The organism is Acinetobacter corruptisaponis, from assembly GCF_030053775.1.
GTDB lineage: Bacteria > Pseudomonadota > Gammaproteobacteria > Pseudomonadales > Moraxellaceae > Acinetobacter > Acinetobacter corruptisaponis.
The window spans coordinates 1,517,093-1,536,733 of the sequence record NZ_CP125669.1; the positions used below are offsets into that span (position 1 = coordinate 1,517,093).

Annotated in this window: 17 protein-coding genes and 1 pseudogene; 7 read left to right on the forward strand and 11 right to left on the reverse strand. The window is 44.1% G+C overall.

From position 1 onward, the window contains the following. Positions 1-57: 57 nt before the first annotated feature. The gene (locus tag QLH32_RS07220) at positions 58-1,125 is read right to left on the reverse strand and encodes a DUF1176 domain-containing protein (protein ID WP_283268886.1); all 1,068 of its coding nucleotides are present in this window, start codon (positions 1,123-1,125) and stop codon (positions 58-60) included. A gap of 100 nt (positions 1,126-1,225) precedes the next feature. Here QLH32_RS07220 and QLH32_RS07225 point away from each other — a divergent pair. Then, a pseudogene (locus QLH32_RS07225) lies at positions 1,226-1,312 on the forward strand (DUF4850 domain-containing protein); the annotation flags it as partial. A gap of 1 nt (position 1,313) precedes the next feature. On the opposite strand, the gene QLH32_RS07230 reads toward QLH32_RS07225, so the two are convergent. Continuing rightward, positions 1,314-2,219: a LysR family transcriptional regulator gene (locus QLH32_RS07230; protein WP_283268888.1), complete on the reverse strand. Its 906-nt coding sequence runs from the start codon at positions 2,217-2,219 to the stop codon at positions 1,314-1,316. 104 nt (positions 2,220-2,323) lie between these two features. On the opposite strand from QLH32_RS07230, the gene QLH32_RS07235 reads away from it, so the two are divergent. Next, positions 2,324-2,896 (forward strand): chromate transporter, encoded by a 573-nt coding sequence (locus QLH32_RS07235; protein ID WP_283269304.1) that lies wholly within the window; start codon positions 2,324-2,326, stop codon positions 2,894-2,896. After that, a complete protein-coding gene (locus QLH32_RS07240) occupies positions 2,893-3,408 on the forward strand; it encodes a chromate transporter (protein WP_283268889.1) in 516 nt (171 codons plus the stop codon). Before QLH32_RS07235 ends, QLH32_RS07240 begins: the two co-directional genes overlap by 4 nt. Before the next feature lie 46 nt (positions 3,409-3,454). Here the strand turns inward: QLH32_RS07240 and sbmA are convergent, their stop codons facing one another. From sbmA to QLH32_RS07265, 5 genes are all read right to left on the reverse strand, one after another. Next, a complete protein-coding gene (gene sbmA, locus QLH32_RS07245; RefSeq protein WP_267982056.1) occupies positions 3,455-4,654 on the reverse strand; it encodes a peptide antibiotic transporter SbmA in 1,200 nt (399 codons plus the stop codon). Positions 4,655-5,143: 489 nt separating this feature from the next. Then, positions 5,144-6,121, reverse strand: coding sequence for a patatin-like phospholipase family protein (locus QLH32_RS07250; protein ID WP_283268890.1), 978 nt, complete (start codon positions 6,119-6,121; stop codon positions 5,144-5,146). A gap of 135 nt (positions 6,122-6,256) precedes the next feature. Continuing rightward, on the reverse strand, positions 6,257-7,732 hold the full coding sequence (locus tag QLH32_RS07255; RefSeq protein ID WP_283268892.1) for an alanine/glycine:cation symporter family protein: 1,476 nt from the start codon (positions 7,730-7,732) through the stop codon (positions 6,257-6,259). 93 nt (positions 7,733-7,825) lie between these two features. Beyond that, on the reverse strand, positions 7,826-9,061 hold the full coding sequence (gene gltS, locus QLH32_RS07260; RefSeq protein ID WP_283268894.1) for a sodium/glutamate symporter: 1,236 nt from the start codon (positions 9,059-9,061) through the stop codon (positions 7,826-7,828). Between the two features lie 17 nt (positions 9,062-9,078). After that, positions 9,079-9,234 (reverse strand): hypothetical protein, encoded by a 156-nt coding sequence (locus QLH32_RS07265; RefSeq protein ID WP_267982060.1) that lies wholly within the window; start codon positions 9,232-9,234, stop codon positions 9,079-9,081. Positions 9,235-9,654: 420 nt separating this feature from the next. On the opposite strand from QLH32_RS07265, the gene QLH32_RS07270 reads away from it, so the two are divergent. After that, complete coding sequence (locus tag QLH32_RS07270; RefSeq protein WP_283268896.1) at positions 9,655-10,359, forward strand: nitroreductase; 705 nt, start codon at positions 9,655-9,657, stop codon at positions 10,357-10,359. 93 nt (positions 10,360-10,452) lie between these two features. Continuing rightward, complete coding sequence (locus QLH32_RS07275) at positions 10,453-11,301, forward strand: hypothetical protein (protein ID WP_283268897.1); 849 nt, start codon at positions 10,453-10,455, stop codon at positions 11,299-11,301. 3 nt (positions 11,302-11,304) lie between these two features. Here QLH32_RS07275 and QLH32_RS07280 read toward each other — a convergent pair whose 3' ends face one another. Further along, positions 11,305-12,516 (reverse strand): multidrug effflux MFS transporter, encoded by a 1,212-nt coding sequence (locus tag QLH32_RS07280; protein WP_283268898.1) that lies wholly within the window; start codon positions 12,514-12,516, stop codon positions 11,305-11,307. Positions 12,517-12,623: 107 nt separating this feature from the next. On the opposite strand from QLH32_RS07280, the gene yccS reads away from it, so the two are divergent. Further along, positions 12,624-14,798 carry a YccS family putative transporter gene (gene yccS / locus QLH32_RS07285; protein ID WP_283268899.1) on the forward strand — a complete coding sequence of 725 codons (2,175 nt, stop codon included), beginning with the start codon at positions 12,624-12,626 and terminating at the stop codon, positions 14,796-14,798. A gap of 113 nt (positions 14,799-14,911) precedes the next feature. Further along, on the forward strand, positions 14,912-15,496 hold the full coding sequence (locus QLH32_RS07290) for a YcxB family protein (RefSeq protein ID WP_283268900.1): 585 nt from the start codon (positions 14,912-14,914) through the stop codon (positions 15,494-15,496). 64 nt (positions 15,497-15,560) lie between these two features. Here the strand turns inward: QLH32_RS07290 and QLH32_RS07295 are convergent, their stop codons facing one another. The 3 genes from QLH32_RS07295 to QLH32_RS07305 form a co-directional block, all read right to left on the reverse strand. Beyond that, a complete protein-coding gene (locus QLH32_RS07295) occupies positions 15,561-18,011 on the reverse strand; it encodes a TonB-dependent siderophore receptor (RefSeq protein ID WP_283268901.1) in 2,451 nt (816 codons plus the stop codon). A 90-nt stretch (positions 18,012-18,101) separates the two neighbouring features. Beyond that, positions 18,102-19,052 carry a FecR family protein gene (locus tag QLH32_RS07300; RefSeq protein ID WP_283268902.1) on the reverse strand — a complete coding sequence of 317 codons (951 nt, stop codon included), beginning with the start codon at positions 19,050-19,052 and terminating at the stop codon, positions 18,102-18,104. 4 nt (positions 19,053-19,056) lie between these two features. Beyond that, positions 19,057-19,572, reverse strand: a complete 516-nt coding sequence (locus QLH32_RS07305) for a sigma-70 family RNA polymerase sigma factor (protein WP_283268904.1) — start codon at positions 19,570-19,572, stop codon at positions 19,057-19,059. Positions 19,573-19,641: the final 69 nt, after the last annotated feature.

Below are 19,641 nucleotides of genomic sequence, written 5' to 3' on the forward strand. Positions count from 1 at the left end.
ATTTATCATAATCAATATGGGCATATCTTGATGCACCAATATACACACCACATACAATTACTTAACTACACTTTCAATCAAATCCAGCTCCCAAACCCCACCTGCCGCCAAGCCCTTGCACATGCCTGTCCACATATCTTTGGTATGTACAAATTTCTGCCCATCCCAAACCCATTCAGCACTTGACCAGCAGTCTCCAATTCCCCGTCCTTTTTGTGAGCTACTGATTATCCCATCCCCAAAATCGGAGGCATGTTCAGTCACAAAGATTGCTTTTCCTGTTAAAGACTCATCCAGCACCCACGCTCCATATCCCTCGTTATATGCTCCTCGCCAGCACAGAGTCGTTGCCAATACTTTTTTATTGCTTAATTTGTAGAGTTCAATCGACTGAGGTTTTACGCCATCACTGCTATAAACTCCCTCACAAAAACCATCTTGTTTGGGTGTAGGTTGTGCTGCCATCAATGATTTATACACGGACTGATACTGCTTGCTGTTGGGCTGCAAAGTTAGATAAGGTTTGCTGGCTGTTTTAACCTGTTTTACCACCAATTTCGGTTGGGCCGCCAACACTTTAGCTTCGCTCATTTTTCCCTTTTTGACCAATGCCCCTGTGGTTCCAACACGTTTCTGAAAATCATCCATTTTCAATAATGCAGCAGTCATACCTGCATCCGAAATATTCCATTGCAATCGATTGTTTTTAAATATGATGTCTGCTTTATCTCTGGCCTGTTGCAACAATCCATAGACCTGTGCCGTAGTTAATTTGCCCATGAGTGGAAATTCAGTGCCATCGACCGAGACAGGCCCTAAATCTTTGCCATTGACATAAAAATGAATATTTTTAAGCTGAGTTTTGGGAATTGATGGTTCGGTAAATCCATCCCCCAAAGCAAACTCGCCTGTGACTTGCTGAGCTTTGCCCGCCTGACGTGTCAATAAGATTGATGCTGGATAATCATCACTGGATTCATTGTGATAGCCCGCAGCTCGGCAGGTTCCCGTATTACTACAGTATATTTCCCAGTCCTGATGGCTAAAGGAAATACCCTTGATTTCCTGGGCAAAAGCCATAGAACTCATGGCGAGTAAATAGCATATTGGCAGTATTGTTTTCATGGCGTTTATTTCCCTATTCAATCTATTTATTAATGCCGCTTCAAAATTTTAAATATTCTAAACAGTTTGTTACTTATGTTCTTGTATGAGAGCGTATGTTAATTTTAGGGAAATTAAAGTCACGCTGGACAAATCTCAGCAGCATCTGGCTGGAACAATTTTAAACTTCTATCATTTTACCCATTAAATCATGCGGTTTGAGATTTTTGGCTTTCCTTGAGCAAATTCAGGAAATGTTCTATGCGGATACTGTTTTCCTTGGTTCGGTAAATCGCATAAATCGGGGCAATACAGGGTTTTTTCGCTTCCAGTGTTCGATAGACAATCTGCTTATTCCAGAAGTCCTGAATAGAGTCAGGTACGATTGAAAGCCCAATGCCAGCCGCAATCAGATTGAGACTTGAGGTTAAACGCGGTGCCTCTTGCACAATGTTGGGATTAAAACCCGCCTGATAGCAATTTGCCAGAATATTATCAAACAGGTCCTGTCCTGCTAATCGTCGGTAGAGTACAAACTCATAAGGTTCCAAATCTACCAGACGGATTGCGCCCTCCCGACTCACCAATGGATGATTATTGGGCAGGGCTACAATCAGGGGTTCATCCAGCACATGCAGACTTTCTACTTCGGCATGAATGGGTGCGGGTTTGCGTAAAAACACAATGTCCAGTTTTTCATTAATCACTGCATCGGTTAATGCACTGCTGCTATCCTCTTCCAGATGAATGGCAACGGCTGGAAATTGTTCACGGAACTGACGTAACACCGCAGGTAGAAATGGATGCAGACCTGCCGAGTTGGTAAAACCAATATTGAGTTGACCCTCCAAACCTTGTGCAATATTTTTCACCCTTTTTGGTATTGACTGGGCATGGGCCAGAATGGTGATCGCTTCCTGATATAGTACCTTGCCCGCTTCTGTTACCTCAACCCCACGTGGCAAGCGTTTCAGTAAAGTGGTGTCCAGCTCCTCTTCCAGACTTTTAATCAGTCGGGTTAGTGGCGGTTGCTGCATGTGTAAGCGAACAGCAGCCCTAGAAATATTACTTTCCTCAACCACTGCAATGAAAGCATTCAGCTTATGGATGTCCATTTCATATACTCAAAAAGTATGGTTTATGCAGAAAATAGCATTTGTGAATATAGCATAAATCTTCCATGCTATTTCCAGAATAGATGAAAAGTCAGGTAAATCCAATTAAAGTCCAAACCCTATCAATAGAGCGTGAACCATTCGCAAATACTCCTGATTGCAAGGCACTTTTTATGGGTTTTATGAAGTTGGGCTTGATGGGTTTTGGTGGTGTTCTACCATTGGCACACCGCATTATTGTTGAAGAGCATAAATGGCTGGATGAAAGTCAATTTACCGACCTGCTGGGCGTGTGTCAGTTATTGCCTGGGGGTAACATCATCAATATGTCGGTTGCGATTGGCATGGAGTTTCAAGGCATAAAAGGTGCGATCAGCTCGGTACTTGGTTTGATCTCGGCACCCACTGCAATCGTGTTGATCCTCTATCAGGTGTACGAATACTTCCAATATTTACCTGCGGTCAAGCATATGATTCAGGGGCTGGCAGCCGCAGCAGCAGGGTTGTTGTTTGCGACTGGCCTTAAAATGCTCAGGCCAATTTTAAAAAGCTATTTGACCTTTTTTACCATTCTACTGACCTTTGTATTTATGCTCTGGATCAAGCTTCCACTGGCACTGACCTTATTTATTTTGCTTGCAATGAACATGCTGGTATTGGGAGTGAAAAAGTCATGATTTTGCTGTTACTTGCCATCGTATTTACCCAATTGTCATTGCTCGCTTTCGGAGGTGGCAATGCCATTCTTCCTGAAATGCAACATAAAGTGGTGACAGTTCACCATTGGATGACGGCGGAACAGTTTAGCTCACTGTTTGCCATGGCACAGGCTGCACCTGGACCAAACATGATGATCGTGCCTTTGGTTGGATGGCATGTGGCAGGTACAGCAGGTTTGCTGGTCACCTCACTCGCCAAGTTTGGCCCCTCTTCCATCATTACGATTTATGCACTCAAATTTTGGCAGCGTTTTAAGGCACATCCTTTACGGGCACGTTTTGAGAAAGCCCTTAAACCAATTACTGTCGGTTTGGTTCTGGTCAGTGCATGGCTGATTGCAGATGCCTCCGCACAAAACCTGCTACTGGTGATGATCGTAATTGTGACTGCGATTCTTGGGATGTTTAAAAAAGTTCATCCGCTCTGGGTTATGGTATTAGGTGCTGGACTTGGGATGTGCTTACTGTAAGTGATAAAAAAACCTGCTGATGCAGGTTTTTTTATTATTGAATGACTTAATCTTTATCAAGAATAGATTCAAATGCTTTTAAACGTTTGTGAATGGATAATAATTCAATAATGGTTTTCCATGAGCTGATTAAGTATTGGAAAGATTCACGCACTTTATCAAAAATGTTACTGATTTGGTTAATTAAGCCCAGTGTCATTTTACCCGCAGCAATCGCAGGAAATAACACCACTAAGCTATATAAAATATCCAGTTGCTTATACCAGATTGCGACCAAGTTAAAATAGGCATAATGGAAATAAAGCTTGAAATAGTTATATCGGACACGGCTAAACAATTCTTTCAAGGTAAGCGGGTCAGCACGATTTTCATGGTCTTCACCATAGACCAACTCTTTACGGTAAGCCGCCTCAACCTTTTGATTATTAAATTGTAGGCCTGGTAATTTCTGACCTACGATCATTAACACTACAGTTCCGACCACAGCCCAGACAATTGCCGCCCATACCAGTGAATGTTCAATCTCACCCACAATTGGAAGCACTGGCACTTTTTCAGAGATTTTAAATAATAACGGCAGGAACGCGATCAACACCATCACCGACTTAATCAGTTCAACCCCCAGATCTTCCATAATGGTGGCAAAACGCATGGTATCCTCCTGAATACGTTGCGAAGCCCCCTCGACATGGCGAAGCTGATCCCAGTTTGCAGTGTAGTATTCATTCATGGCGGTACGCCAACGGAACACATAATGGCTGGTAAAGAATGCATTGATCACCGCAAATGTGACAGCAATCATCGCGATATAAAGGAATGTCAATGTACCTGTATAAAGGTCATTGATATCACCGCCGCCATCACTCAGCATCTTTTGGATCATGTCCCAGAATGGGCCATACCATGCATTGATCGCAACGCTGACCTGTACCCCAAACCAGATATTAAACAGGATAAAGGCTGAACCCCAGATTGACCACTTCTGCCATTTGTTATCAGAAAGGAATCGCCAGAACCCTGCAAATAAGGCGGTTGAAAGCAGAAACCAGAGATAGAACCAAATAAATGCAGGTGACCAGAAACGGCTCACCCCAATTGGCAACTCTGCTTCAGCATAGCCCTTGGGGAACCCCAGATATTCACCCCATCCATGACCACCTGTGTACCAGAGCAGCATGTTCAGGGCCAACCATACCACCACCGAGATAAAAAATGGACGTGGGTTAGGAAAAAATGATTTAAACATCGTGCTTAACAATCCTTGTTGTGTTGCAATTGACGCAAGTACGTCATCCTATAACCTCAAACTTAACTTTGTCTGATAGAAAGTTTAATGAATTTCAGGGTCTATTAACATTTCATCTATATCTTGCGTTATAGGCTAAAATCACTCAAACAAGACATGAAACGTAGGCAATGGCGGCCCCCTTGTCAAGTTTCATAACGAAGTTTGAGGCAGTTTTAGCCATAACCCTACGGGACAGGGATATTTTTGCCGCTACAGCGTTATGTCTTGCTCACTTAGAATCACTAAGTTTCGCAAAACATGCCTTGTACCGCCTAAAAAATGTCCTCTGTCGCAATGAGAGCTGAAAGCTCGCAAGATGAGATGTCAATAGACCCTACTTATTTACCTTCTTTCTCAATTTTTTCATAGCTTTTTGACGAGTATTTACAATTTGTTTAGGTCAACGAAACAATTTTGAGCCTGTTACTCTCTGTATCCATATAAACCTTAGGGATTTAATGGACTGGTCTTTAAGGCAAAATCTTGCTGAGCAAATTGTGCAGCGTTTTTCTTGCTTTGAATGGCGAGCTCAATTTCAGAAAGCTTTGACTGAGCTGCATCAATCCCTGCCTGCATGGTCATTTCACGTCCCTTAATATCAAAAATATGGGCCTTTTCACGCAAGTCAGGTTGAATCACCACATCCGCATCTTTCAGCTCTTCTTCAGCCAGACGGCCCTGCATAATATTAATATTCTGGTTAAACAAGCCCCAGACATTGGTGGTTTCCGTGTGGATCGGCTGGGCCAGAATATCCACCGCAATTACCACATCCGCCCCTAGGTCACGTGCAACCTGAACAGGCACAGGACTCACCAGCCCGCCATCAACATATTCAACATCATGAATTTTGGTGGGTACAAACATGCTGGGGATTGAGGCCGAGGCACGAACCGCCTGTCCAGTATTGCCATAGTTAAATACTGTTCTGCTGCCATCCTTAAGTTCGGTTGCCACCACATACATTGGAATCTTGAGCTTCTGCAAGGGCGTGTTATGTACCTGCTGGTTGATATAGTCCTCAACCTTTTTACCGTTAAAAAACCCTTTTAAGCTGACATTGACATCACGAACGTCATTGGCTTTCAACTTTAGGGCAATGTCACGCAACTCGGCGGCGGTTTTGCCACTGGCATAGATTGAACCAACGATACTTCCAGCACTCGTACCAACAATAAAGTCTGGACGAATCCCCTGTTGTTCCAGCACTTCTATCACCCCAATATGGGCATAGCCACGTGCACCACCACTCCCCAAAACCAAAGCGATCACGGGACGTTTTTGCTGTTGTTTGATATAGCTATAAGGCTGGCTCACCACTTGTGCCTGGGCATCTTCAATCGCTGGACGTAAATGTGAGGTTGTTTGACAACCTGTTAAAATGATTACTGAAAGCCCAAGTATGCATGATTTAAGCCGTTTCATATGCAGTTGTTGCCATATTTACTGTGTTTCCAGCTTAAATTTTAGCTCTGCCCAGCCTGAAATGCTGTATCAGTTTTTTTGCTGCTGTGACTGGCAATTCATAAAAAAGCCCCTCGAAAGGAGCTTCTATCAAAATCACCAGATATCTGAACCAACTTTTTTCTTTAGTTCAGGATATTGATCAATCTTGAACTCTGGTTCCTTAATACCTTTCTTAAGCTGAGAGGTATAGTCTTTCAGCAAAGTGCGTGCCATTGGAGTTAACAGCAGGATTGCCACAAGGTTGATGGTCGCCATGATACCCATAAACAAGTCCGCCATCGACCAAACCAATGGAACGCTGCCAATCGCACCAAAATACACCATCACCAATACAAAAATGCGGAAGATGAACATCGCTTTCGGACTGTTATTGATAAACTGCACATTGCTTTCCGCATAGGCATAGTTACCCAGTACTGCTGAATAACAGAACAGGAACAACAGGATCGCAAGGAAGTCACCACCCCAGCTTCCCACCTGGGATTCCAAGGCACGCTGGGTCAGTTCAACACCGACAAAGCCTGCATCGTGGTAGACACCCGACACCAGAATGATAATTGCGGTACTGGTACATACAATAAAGGTATCAACAAAAACACCCAGCATTTGCACAAGCCCCTGGTTCACAGGATGCTTTACATCCGATGCCGCTGCCGCATTTGGTGCAGAACCCATACCCGCTTCGTTTGAGAACAGGCCACGCTTGATTCCCTGCATCATGGCCATAGAGATCATGGCACCAAAGAAACCACCTGCTGCCGCATTAAACTGGAATGCTTCAGTGAAGATCAGCCTAAAAATACCTGGCAGCAATTCATAGTTGCTTATGGCAATGTACAGGGCAACCGCTAAATAAAGCCCAGCCTTTAAGGGTACAAACATTTCCGCAAATTTGGCGATACGCTTGATTCCCCCAAAGATTGCAATTGCAACCATCACCACCAGCGCCAGCCCCACCCATGAGATTTCCAGATCAACAGCACCTAGATGGACAATTGGGTTGGCCTTGTCCCAACCCCATGCATGGGAAGAAGCATTGGCAATGGCATTGATCTGAACAGAGTTAAATACAAAACCGTAGGTAAAGATCAGTGCAAGCGCAAAGACAACACCAAAGGCCTTACTGCGTAACCCTTTGGTAATGTAGTAGGCTGGCCCTCCCCGAAACTGCTGGGTATTGTTGTCCCTGACTTTAAATAGCTGAGCCAGTGATGATTCAATAAAAGCGGAACTCATACCAAGTACTGCGGTAAACCACATCCAGAATACAGCACCTGGCCCACCAACGGCGATTGCAATTGCAACGCCTGCGATATTTCCCACACCAACACGACTTGCCAGGCCCGTTACAAAGGCCTGAAACGGTGTCAGGCCATGCATATCCTTTTCCGCCTTACGGCTTCCCTTCATCACCTTGATGCTATGAAAGAACATTCGGATCTGTACGGCTTTGGTTGCCACTGTATAAAAGATACCCACTGCCAGTAGAAAAATAACCAGGAAATCCCATAGGGGATCATTGAAAAAACTAACCCAGGCCATCAGGGTGTCATTTAATTTTTCATTCATCACTTATTCGCTTTAGATATTTTATGTACGACCGTACATATACGATAACAATGGATGAATCAAAAAAGCCCCATATGGGGCTTTTGATCCGAATTAGACAAAGAATTTTAAAATGAGTTGAATGACAGTTGCATTGATCAAGTCAACAAAGAACGCGCCACACAGCGGCACAATCAGGAATGCTTTATGGGACGGGCCATACATATTGGTAATCGCCTGCATGTTTGCAACCGCAGTGGGTGTTGCTCCCATACCAAAACCACAATGACCTGCCGCCAACACGGCAGCATCATAGTTTTTACCCATAACACGGAACGTCACGAATGCGGCATATAACGCCATCGTGAGGGTTTGCGCACCCAGAATCACCACCAAAGGCCCAGCCAAATCTGCCAGTTGCCATAATTTGAGTGAAAGCAGGGCCATAGCCAAATAAAGGGATAATGAGGCATTCCCAAAAACATCAATTGCACGGTCAAAAATATCAACCTTTAATATGCTTTCCAGAATGTTGCGCAAAACAACACCACCGCCCAATGCCCAGACAAAAGTTGGCAGCTCAAACCAGGTGCCTTTGCTATAACCTGTCATAAACTCGGCAAATGCCAGACATGCAGCAAACAGACCCAGTGTGGTAATGGCATTATCCGCAGTAATCAAACGGACTTGATGTGGATTTTCAAATGGCGCAAGTTCATCAGGATGCTGGTCGAGATGGGTATCACGATTCTTGATCTCGGAAGAGGTTTTTGCATGGGCAAGGTTATAACGGTTAATCAGCAGCTTGGCCAATGGACCGCCGATAATCCCACCAATAATCAGGCCGAAAGTTGCACTTGCCATACCCAATGCCAAAGCGCCTTGAATACCATGCTGGGTTTCAAGGATTTCACCCCATGCACCTGCGGTTCCATGACCACCTGTCAAGGTAATTGAACCAGCAATCAGGCCAACCAATGGATCAATACCCAACAAGGTTGCCAGACTCATCCCAACCGCATTCTGCACCACAATGAATGAGGCAACACAGACCAGAAAAATGACTAATCCAATACCACCCTCTTTGAGCTTCATAAAGTTGGCACTTAGACCAATGGAAGCAAAGAAGATCAGCATAAAACTAGTCTGTAATTCGGTACTGAATACAATACTGTAGCCCCAGAGTGAATGCACCAGCAGGGAAACCACTGCTGCCACCAAACCGCCTGCGACAGGTTCAGGAATATTGTAGCGTCTTAAGAAATCAATTTTGTTGACCAGTAAACGTCCCAATAACAGAACGATCACTGCCGAAATTAGTGTGTAGAAACCATTAAAAGTAAATTCCATATTTTATTCCATTTATTCTATTTGTTATGTAGATGAACAAGCGCTGTAACGATGGCGCGAAAGTGCTGCATCTGTTCTTGCCCACTGGCAGCATAGGCATTGTTCATCATGGAAGTTGCAACGGTTATTGCCAAGTCCTGAATAAATGGCTTACGGATGAGAGGTAAACTCATGAGAAGCTCCTGTATCTGGTGTATATTTCAACATTTTCCACAGGCATAAAATTGGATAAATTCGATATGCCTGAGCTAGAAAATTCCCCTCACCGTGTTAGCAAGGAAAGCCTAATCAATTTTAAAAAAGGGCGTATTATGCATAAATTTAGAATATTGTGTGTATTTTTTTATTCTAGGGGCAATCACAGCCCTAATATATATCAATAAATATTACTTCTATTTCATTGTGTTACAAATACATTTAATTTTCACATAAAGAAACAAAAGAATAAAAATATATCTGTTTTTATAAGGCAGACCTCATTTAGATATTTTTTAGCCAAAATCCAATCTACGACTAAAAAGTCATCTGCAAAACTCATTTATTACTTTATAGTCTCATTCCATGAGAAAGACCATAAAAGATGAGGAATTTTTATGAACACGGAACAAGTCCGCTATGTCGATGATGCCATTACATCCCGCCATTCAGTACGTGCGTTTCTGGATACCCCTGTTGAAACCCAAACCATTAAGGATATTTTGGCGGTTGCCAGTCGAGCACCGTCTGGTACAAATACACAGCCGTGGAAAGTGTATGTGGTGACAGGTAAAAAACGAGCTGAAATGATTGACCGTGTTTGTAAGGCACAAATGGAAATGTTTCAAAAGCCAGAACTCGCTGGGCAGTATCAGGAAACCTTTGCTTATTATCCTGAAACCTGGATTTCACCTTTTATTGATCGCCGCCGTGAAAATGGCTGGGGACTCTATGGTTTGCTGGGGATTCAAAAAGGGGAAAAGGAAAAAATGGCGGCACAGCAACTGCGTAACTACCAGTTGTTTGATGCACCTGTTGCCCTATATTTCACCGTGAACAAGGCAATGGGCATTGGTTCAAAAATGGATATTTCCATGATGATCCAGAATGTGATGGTTGCAGCTAAGGCACGGGGCTTGGATACCTGTCCACAAGCCGCATGGAACCATTTCCATCCAATCGTACTGGATGTGCTTGGCGCACCTGACGATGAAGAATTGGTGTGCACTGTTGCCTTGGGCTATGCAGACCCCGACCATATTGTAAATACCTTTATTACACCACGCGAAGCTGTTGAAAACTTTACTGTATTTGTGGATTAGAATCATTTAACCTTATTTCTCCCTTTGATATTCATCGGGAGAAAGCTTAATAAAAGCAATAAAAATCATTTATTTAAAATATTAGGGGTCTCCATGTCAAATTCCAGAGAGTTGTTTAGGCTCTACCCAGCTGTATTACTTCTTTTCTTATCCTCCACAGCCTCTCATGCTGAAGAAACGCAGGAGTCCTCAGTACCAAGTGAGATAGAACAATCTTCAGTACAAAGCCAATACCAACAGGAACTTCATGAAAAGATTAAACGGGCAAGAGAGGCCGCACGACAACAAACTGAACAGCAACTCCAAGAACAACAAGCGATACAAGAACAAAGGATTGAGCAATTAACACAGCCTAAAACCACTACAACGACTGAATATGTACGTATCGAATCCACTCAACCAGCAGAAGCAGCTCCAGTACAACCAGCGAACATGACTGAAACAAAGAGTTCAGGTGGTTTCCCATTCTTTTTTATTATTGCCTTTGGGATTTTAGGATTTATTGGATGGAAATTTTTTAAAAACAGCGATCAATCTCATACCAGAAAACGTAATCGGCCTACCCCTCAAAGACCGAATGGGTCAGGGCATAGCACACATTCACAACAAAATCAGCAACAAACCCAGAATTCATCTTCACAACAGCACAATGAACAACATTCATCTCATACTCATTCAACACAACAGCAAGCACCACTTCAAACCAGTGACCGAGTCAAAACTGTTCTAGATGACTTCTTTTCAGCAGAACCACAAATTCCAATGGCGTACAGACAGCAGCTCAATGATACTCATCTAGATTTTACTGCCGAAAGCCTACATCGTCTTGATCAGATATTATCCTTAATAAAAAAACAAACTAAGCCTGATTATGCACAATATTGTGAGGAACAGCCTTATCAGCAATTTGTGATTTTTTGCGGTCTCTATATGCAATTTTAATATTTAAGCAGCAGTATTCATCTGCTTACCCACTTTAAAGATCGCAAATAGTCCCGCACTGGTAAACATCAACATCATCAATCCCATATTGAGTGATGCTTTCCAAATCAGGAAGTTTAAAATTACCCCACCCAGCAAACCGCAGGCGAATTGCATACTGCCCATGATCGCACTGGCTGTTCCTGCCCTTGCACCCTGTTTCGACATCGCCAAAGCCATTGCATTAGGCCCAGTTAGGCCAATCCCTGAGACGACCAGACATAAACCTGACATTAACAGCCAAAGTGGCGCGTGGTTCATCAAGCCAGCACTGACCACAATCACTGCGCCAAAACATTGAATTGTCCCACTTAAGCGCAAGCGCGGAAAAATGTCCATGCGGGTATTGAGATGTTTATTCAGTGAGGACATCAGCATAATTCCACCAGCATTCAGCGCAAAAGCATAGGAAAATTGCTGCTGTGACAATCCATACTGTCCCATAAACACGGCGGAGGCAGAGCTGATGTAACAGAACAATGCCGCACCAGTCAGACAGCCTGCAAACATTGGCTTTCTAAAACTTTCATCTTTTAAGATTGCGGCGTAAAGGGTCGTCACCTGATAAAGAGACAAATTTAAACGGCGTTCTACAGGCAAGGATTCCTTAAAGAAGAAATGTACACACAACCAGCAGATTACCCCAATCACCGCCAAAGTGATAAAAATAGCCTGCCACGGGAAAAATGTTAGAATCCAGGCGCCAAACATAGGTGCAAGAATCGGTGCCAGTCCCATCACAATCATCATGCTGGAAAAGGCCTGCGCAGACCCCTGCATATCCAGACGATCACGGATGGCGGCTCTGGCAATCACCACCCCGACACAACCGCCCAAAGCCTGAAAAATCCGAGCAGCGATTAAAACCCATTCATTGCTCACAAAAACACAGGCCAAACTGGCAACCACATACAAGGCCAAGCCAAAATATAAGGGGGTTTTGCGCCCAATACGGTCACTTACAGGCCCATAAATCAGTTGTCCAATCGCAAGTCCCAGAAAATATGCAGGTAAGGTATTGGCAATCATCTGCATACTTACCCCAAACTCATCCGCCATTTGTGGCAGCGCGGGTAAATACATATCAATGGATAACGGCCCCAAAGCGGTCAATAAAGCCAGCAATAATATCCATGCTGTTGAATATTGACGCTGACGGGGTTGCTCTGCCTGCATAATACTGTACTTTTCATGTTAATCATGTTTGCAAGCTTAGCATCCTTACTGTATTTGTGCATAATATGAGTGATAAAATCGATTGAAGAATACAAAAAGGATCAACCTTGAATCCCTGGTTCGGACGTTTAAAACAGGCAACCTACAACACCACGTTTATGTATAACGTGCGTATGCTCATTGCCTTTACAGGCACGGCTTTTGTTCCCTATCTGCTCAATTTCCAACTTGCCACCATTCCGCTGACACTGGGTGTAGTCGCCGCAGGGATCAGTGACATTGATGACCGTTTTTCCGTGCGCATCATGAACCTGATTTATACCTATATCGGTTTCTTTATCACTGCGGCATCGGTTCAGTTACTATTTCCCTATCCTGCCGCCTTTGCAATCGGGTTGATTGTTTCCTGTATCGGCTGGATTTTACTGGGTTCACTCGGTCGGCGTTATGCCACCATTGCCTATGGCTGTCTGGTGGTTTCAGTCTACTCAATGCTGGGTGTACACCTGTTTGAACAATGGTATCTACAACCAGCCTTATTGGTGGCTGGCGCAGCCTGGTACGGGCTGCTTTCCACCATTAGCTTCCTGTTATTTCCTGTTCGTAAATTGCAGGACCAGCTCTCTGCGTCATATCATGCGCTAGGTAGCTTTTTATTTGCCAAGTCCAATCTGTTCGATGTCGACATGACCCCATCAAGCTATCAGCAAAGCATGATTGATCTGGCGTTGGAAAATGGCAAGCTGATCTCCATCTTCAATGACATGCGCATGGCACTGCTGACCCGCCTCAAGGGGGATCGGGGCCAGAAAGATACACGGCGTAGCTTGCAGTATTATTTTGTTGCACAGGATATTCATGAGCGGGCGGATTCAGCTCATATCGACTATCAGAAACTGGCCAAGATTTTTCAGCACAGTGATATTTTATTTCGATTCCAGCGTATCCTGACCATTCAAGGCAAGGCCTGTCAGGATTTGGCGAACTGTATTTTAACCCGTACCCGCTATGTGCATAACAAACGCTTTAAGCACAGCTTTGAAAACTTAAGGCTGTCGCTGGAAAAGTTGCATGCAGACCAAGTCTATGATCAGGTGCGGATTAATGCCCTGTTTGCACTTTATCAAAACTTAAAGTCGATTGATGCCCAGCTCCAGAATCTGGAGACTGAACGTAACATTCAACTGATCAATGCCCAACAGGTGGAAAATCAGCTCAAGGATGATGACCTGAAAGGCTGGAATGACATGATGGTACGGGTCAAGCAGCACCTGACACCTGAATCAGTGCTGTTCCGCCATGCGGTGCGTCTGTCCATTGTCCTGTTTATCGGTTACATCTTCATTCAGTTAACCCATATTGCCTATGGCTACTGGATTCTACTGACGGCACTTTTTGTCTGTCAGCCAAACTTTAACGCGACCAAACGCCGTTTGTATTTACGAATTGTCGGCACCCTGATTGGAATTATTGTCGGTCTGGCGATTATTTACTTTATTCCGTCACTTCAGGGACAATTGGTCATGTTGGTGCTCAGTGGTGTTTTATTTTTCGAGCTGCGTAGTAAACAGTATGCCCAGGCAACCGCCTTTATCACCATTCTGGCCTTGATCAACTTCAATCTGGATGGTTCCGCCTTTGCCGCAGGTTTGCCACGCCTGATCGACACCATCATTGGCTGTGCACTGGCATGGTTTGGGGTCAGCTTTATCTGGCCTGACTGGAAGTTCCGCCGCCTGCCACGCACCATTCAACGTTCACTGCAAGCCCAATGTAAATATCTGGCGGAAGTGGTGACGCAGTATCATCAGGGACGGAATAATGCCCTGAACTACCGCGTGGTCAGACGGGCAGCGCATAATAATGATGCGGAAGTTGCATCACTCATTTCCACCCTTGCAACCGAACCCAATATTGATCCCACCCAGAAAGCACAGGCGTTTGAGTTTCTCTGTTTAAGCCATACCTTTCTCAGTTATATCGCGGCCTTGGGTGCGCACCGTGAACGCATTGAAGACCCTGCGATATTAAGCGTGTTGGATCAGGCACTGGATGATATTCAGGGTGCACTTTTAAGAGACGAAGTGCCTGACCTGTCTTCACAAAATATGCTGCAAAGCATACGCGAACGTCTAAGCCGCAATGATGAAAACGACCAGAAGTCGCTGATTATTTTGCAGCAGCTCTCCCTGATCCTGAGTATTTTGACCCGTTTAAGTATGCTGAAACAGAGTTTAAGCCATGAACCCCGTGAAGATGGTACCGAGTTTGCCTCACTTTAGGGACGATTGGTATTTCGGTATTTCAATCGTCCCTATGATTCGCTATTGGCCTAATATCTTTGCATGCCAATCAATGATAAACTTAACCCAGTTCTAAACTCATTTTTTAAACTATGACCGCCAAAACGCTATACGCTTATACGCTACAACCCGTTCCTTACGAAGTTTCTGAACAAGAACAACGTCAAGCCCAACTTATGATTTGGCGTGGTACCAATAAATTCAGCCGCAAGGCCTGGCTGATTATGATTGCACTTGTGGTGCTTTCACTGGTTGCAGCAGGCCTGATCAAGTATTACTCCACCTACTCAACCGCGATTTGCTGGGTGGTGATTATTGGTGTGGTACTGTTCTACCTCATCAAGAAGTTTGGTCTGGAATGGTATGTGAAACGTAAAATGAACGAGTTCCCTGTGCAGGAAATCAAGGGGATTCGTTTAGGTGTACAGCCCCACGGGATTGTGATGCGTCAGAAAATGGGACTTCAGGAAGGTACGGCAACCATCGGTTGGAAAGATATTTACGAATGGTATAATACCCCTGATTTTATTTTAGTTAATTTCAAGGTAAAAACACCAAAAGGTGAAGAGCAGCAAGGTGCCTACATCCTGCCAAAACGCATGGATTCAAAGAATTTCTCATTTAATACAGTACGCAAGCACTTGAATGAGACGGTTGGTGTGGCTAAGCCATTGTAGTTAGATCCAGCAATAAGCCGTATATAAAGAACCCAGCCTAAGCTGGGTTTTTTCTTATTGTCATTTACCAGTTTACCTTTAAAGACACAACACCATTGATGGCTTCACCAATGCTTGCCCAGGTTCCACTCGAAGCCCAATATTTTTTATTCAACAGATTGTTAATGTTCCCATTCACCACCGCATCATGCCCATTCAGTTTAAACTTATAGGAGAGGCCTGTATTTACAAGCGTATAGGCAGGTACCTGTATGGTATTGTCTGAACTAATATAGGAAGAACCATTATAACGGACATTGCCATGCAGGCTTAGTCCATCAATTGCCTGAATTGCATATTCAGCATTGGCAACACCCGACCATTTGGCAAGGCCTGCGGGCACTTTACCCTCAATCGCCTTATTGGCTTCTGCAACCTCATCAATACTGGCATCCAGATACATCATCCCCAATCCAAGTTTTAATGCATTGGTTGGCTTATATGTCCCACTCAGCTCCAAGCCCTGATAATTGGTTAAACCATCCTGAGTTAAATATTTTAAGCCATCTTGAATGCTGTCCATTGTTGCAGCTCTTTGCATTTTAAACAGAGCGGCGGTTATACCAAATGGATTGACATTATATTTCACACCCAGTTCATATTGCTTACTTATTGTGGCTGGCAATACCTCACCTGCATTGGCATATTTCTCACCAACCCTAGAACCCGCCTCCAAACTCTCAACATAACTCGCATACAGGGTGGCTTCAGGTACAAATTTATAAAGTAAGGCAATTGTTGGTGTGGTCTCCTTAGTGTTATATCCCGAATCAACTGTTGGATCGTGATCCACATCCTCCTGGTCATAGTAGGTATGCCGTAATCCTAAAATAGCCTGCCACTGTTCATTCAGCTTAATCGTATCACTTAAGAAAGCATAGCTCTGAGCGGTCTGACTACCTATATCTGGTTCCAAACTAAAATCTGGTGTATTGGCAATTCTAAAAGAGGTTGGCGAATACAGGTTCGCTGTATAATCCGTAGACCAATACGATTGCTTAGACCATCTGTCAGTACTTTTGGTATAGCCTCCCCCTGCGACCAACTCATGCTGAATCTTGCCCGTGGCAAGATTTCCAGTCAGCATTGCCTGATTCATTAGCGTTTCAGATACACCTGCAAACTGGTATATGGTTCCGTCATAATCCCCAGCAGTATTTAATAAACTGGCAAAGGTGAGATTGGATTCATGTAGTTTTCGGGTATAGCCAAACTGGTATTTAACATTCCAGTCCTCATTGATCTCCCAGCCCAACCCTGTAGAAGCAGTAAAGGTATTGGTTTTATAAAAGGAATTATCAACCGTCAAATTATCATAGTCATAAGTTACCTTAGGCAATTTTTCGGTTATAGCGGAAAAGTCAAATACTGGGGGTTCATGCTCGGTTTTATTATTTTCATAAGTAAAATTGGCGGTCCACTTTAAATGATCCGTAATTTTTTTATCCAGCGCCAAAGATGTCACAAAGCGGTTCTGTTCAGCGTCATTATAGGCTTTGCCCTGATCCCCACCTACAACAAAACGATATCCCAAATCGACGGCATCAAGATAGTTGCTGGTATCAATTAAAGCTGAAAATGTACTTGGGTTGCGATAACTGACTTCAACACTGGTTTCTGGACTGTCTTTAGGTCGTTTAAGTTGGTAACTAATTGCTCCGCCAGGGGAACCGAACCCATACATAAAGCCTGTTAAGCCTTTTAACACAGTGACACTTTCAGCCGCTTCGGATGGAAAATCCCCGCCCCAATTCAAGGCCATTGGAAAACCATCAACATAGTAATTGCTGACTCCAAGCCCACGAACTGACGTTCCCCACCAGTCCGTTGCCATCGCAGCACTTTGACTATAAACAGCAGGGTCATTGATAAAAATCTGCCCTAAGGTTTTCGCACCACGTTTTGCAATGTCGTTACTTTCAACCACCGTTACAGAAAAAGGGGTGTCTAAAATGGATTTATTGCCAAGAACGCCTGACTGTGTCCGCTTTTTTAATCCGACAGGCTGATCATCCGCCGCAACCTTAATCACGGGAAGCTGTGACGCATTGCCATCAACCGCCGATTGCGCCACACCATTCACCGCAATGCTGTTGAGTTGCCCCACCTCACGAACTGGTTTTGATCGCTGTGGTGTGCTTTTAATTTTTTCAATGCTCCAGCCACCGTGGTCACGCTGTACCAATTGTAGTTGAGTACCCTTTAGAAGCTGTTCAAACCCATCGGCAATACTGTAGGAACCACTCAGCCCCTGTGTATTCATCCCCTTGGTGAGTGCTGGGTCAAATGACAATGCCACGCCTGACTGCATGGCAAAACTGGATAATGCCTGCCCCAGTTGTCCTGATTTAATCTCATAATGCTGCTGTGCTTGCTCATTGGCAGCATAGGCGGTGACTGAAATACCCAATGCGGTACTGAACACAGCAATCCGTATTGCCTGTGCAAGCGCGTTTTTCCCCTGTTGAGCGTACATATTCCCCCCTGATCAATATTCATAATACGTTCCTGATCTATGCCAGTTGAAAATAAAAATCAGCTCAGGAAAAAACAGATTTTTTTGTTTTTATTTTGCCTGCTGCACGACTGTCCAATAGCCACCTGCATACCGCTCAATCTCCAGACCATAGGTTTGGACCAGCATCGCATAGACTTTTTCCAGATCATCAATTGGGTAGCTGCCCGATATCTTTATATTTTCAATTTCGCTATCCACCCGAATCATCCCTTTTTGATAAGTTTGCAAACGTTCAGCAAAATCTTTTAATGTCATTTCATTGACCATTAAAAAGCCTTTGGTCCAGGCAATATTGCCCTCCTCAAAAGGTCTGACCTTACTGATATGCCTTGCATCAAAGCTTAGCTGTTGCTGGGTTTCAATGATTTGCTGCTGTTGTGATTGATGGGGTGACACCTGCACTCGACCCTGTGTCACCGCCACCTGTGAATATTCAGGCATCATTTTCACCAGATATTTTGTCCCCAAGGCCTGCACCGTACCCTGTTGGGTACTGACAAAAAATGGACGCTTCAACGGGTCATGCTGGGTTTCTATCCAGATTTCACCCTTGCGTAACACTACTGTACGTTGCCGATCGGTATACTCCACATCAATTGCAGAAGATGCATTAAGCAGCACCATTCCCCCATCAGGCAACACAACACGTTTTCGCTCACCTACCCCACTACGATAATCAGCCAGCCATTGCTGTTGCTCGCTGGCAAGATACAGACCTGAACAGAGCGGCAAAAATGCCAGCAGCCAGAGATATTTTTTATAAGACTGTGTGGAGGAATGTCGAACTTTTTGCATCACAGGAATGGTAATGTCTAGCGGCACATCTGAAAATTTTGTTTGCAGCAACAAGGCCTTTTGCCAGATTTTTTGATGTAGCGGACTCTGTTGCTGCCATTGCTGTAACTGTTCAAGTTCCTCTAAAGAAAGTTCACTTTCTTGCAGTCGCATGAGCCATGTACTGGCTTCAGCTAGAACTTGCTGCTTATTCACACTTGGCATCAGCTTAAATGTCCTCGGCGGCCAGCATAAGGTCCAGACAATGCATATAGGCACGCTGAATATTACGTTTCACTGTACTGACCGAAATTCCCAGTCGATCCGCAATGTCCTGATACTTGAGTTGCTCCAGTTGGGCATACAGAAATGTTAAGCGTACGGTATCAGGGAGTTCAGCCAACAACTCCACAATTTGAGTTAATGTTTCAATAATCAGGATTTGGCGCTCTGGTGATGGATGCTCCCGTTCAGGTTGCTGTGCCAACACCTCCAGATAAGCCCGTTCAATCTCCTTGCGCTGCAACCAGTTCACCATCAGACCTTTTGCAACATTGACCAGATAAGCCCGTGGCTGCTGAAGTTCCAGTTGTTGCTGTCGTGCCAAAATCCGAACAAAGGTATCCTGTGCAAGGTCGGCAGCATCGGCTGAACTTCCCAATTTTTTATAGAGCCAGTGATAAATCCAGGTATGGTGTTGCTGATAGAGTGTTGAAAACTGCTGGTTGAGCGAGGAAGATGACATGGAATACGCATTCCATTATACAAATAATAATTATTATCATTTAATTTTCTTATAAATTCAATTGCAGTT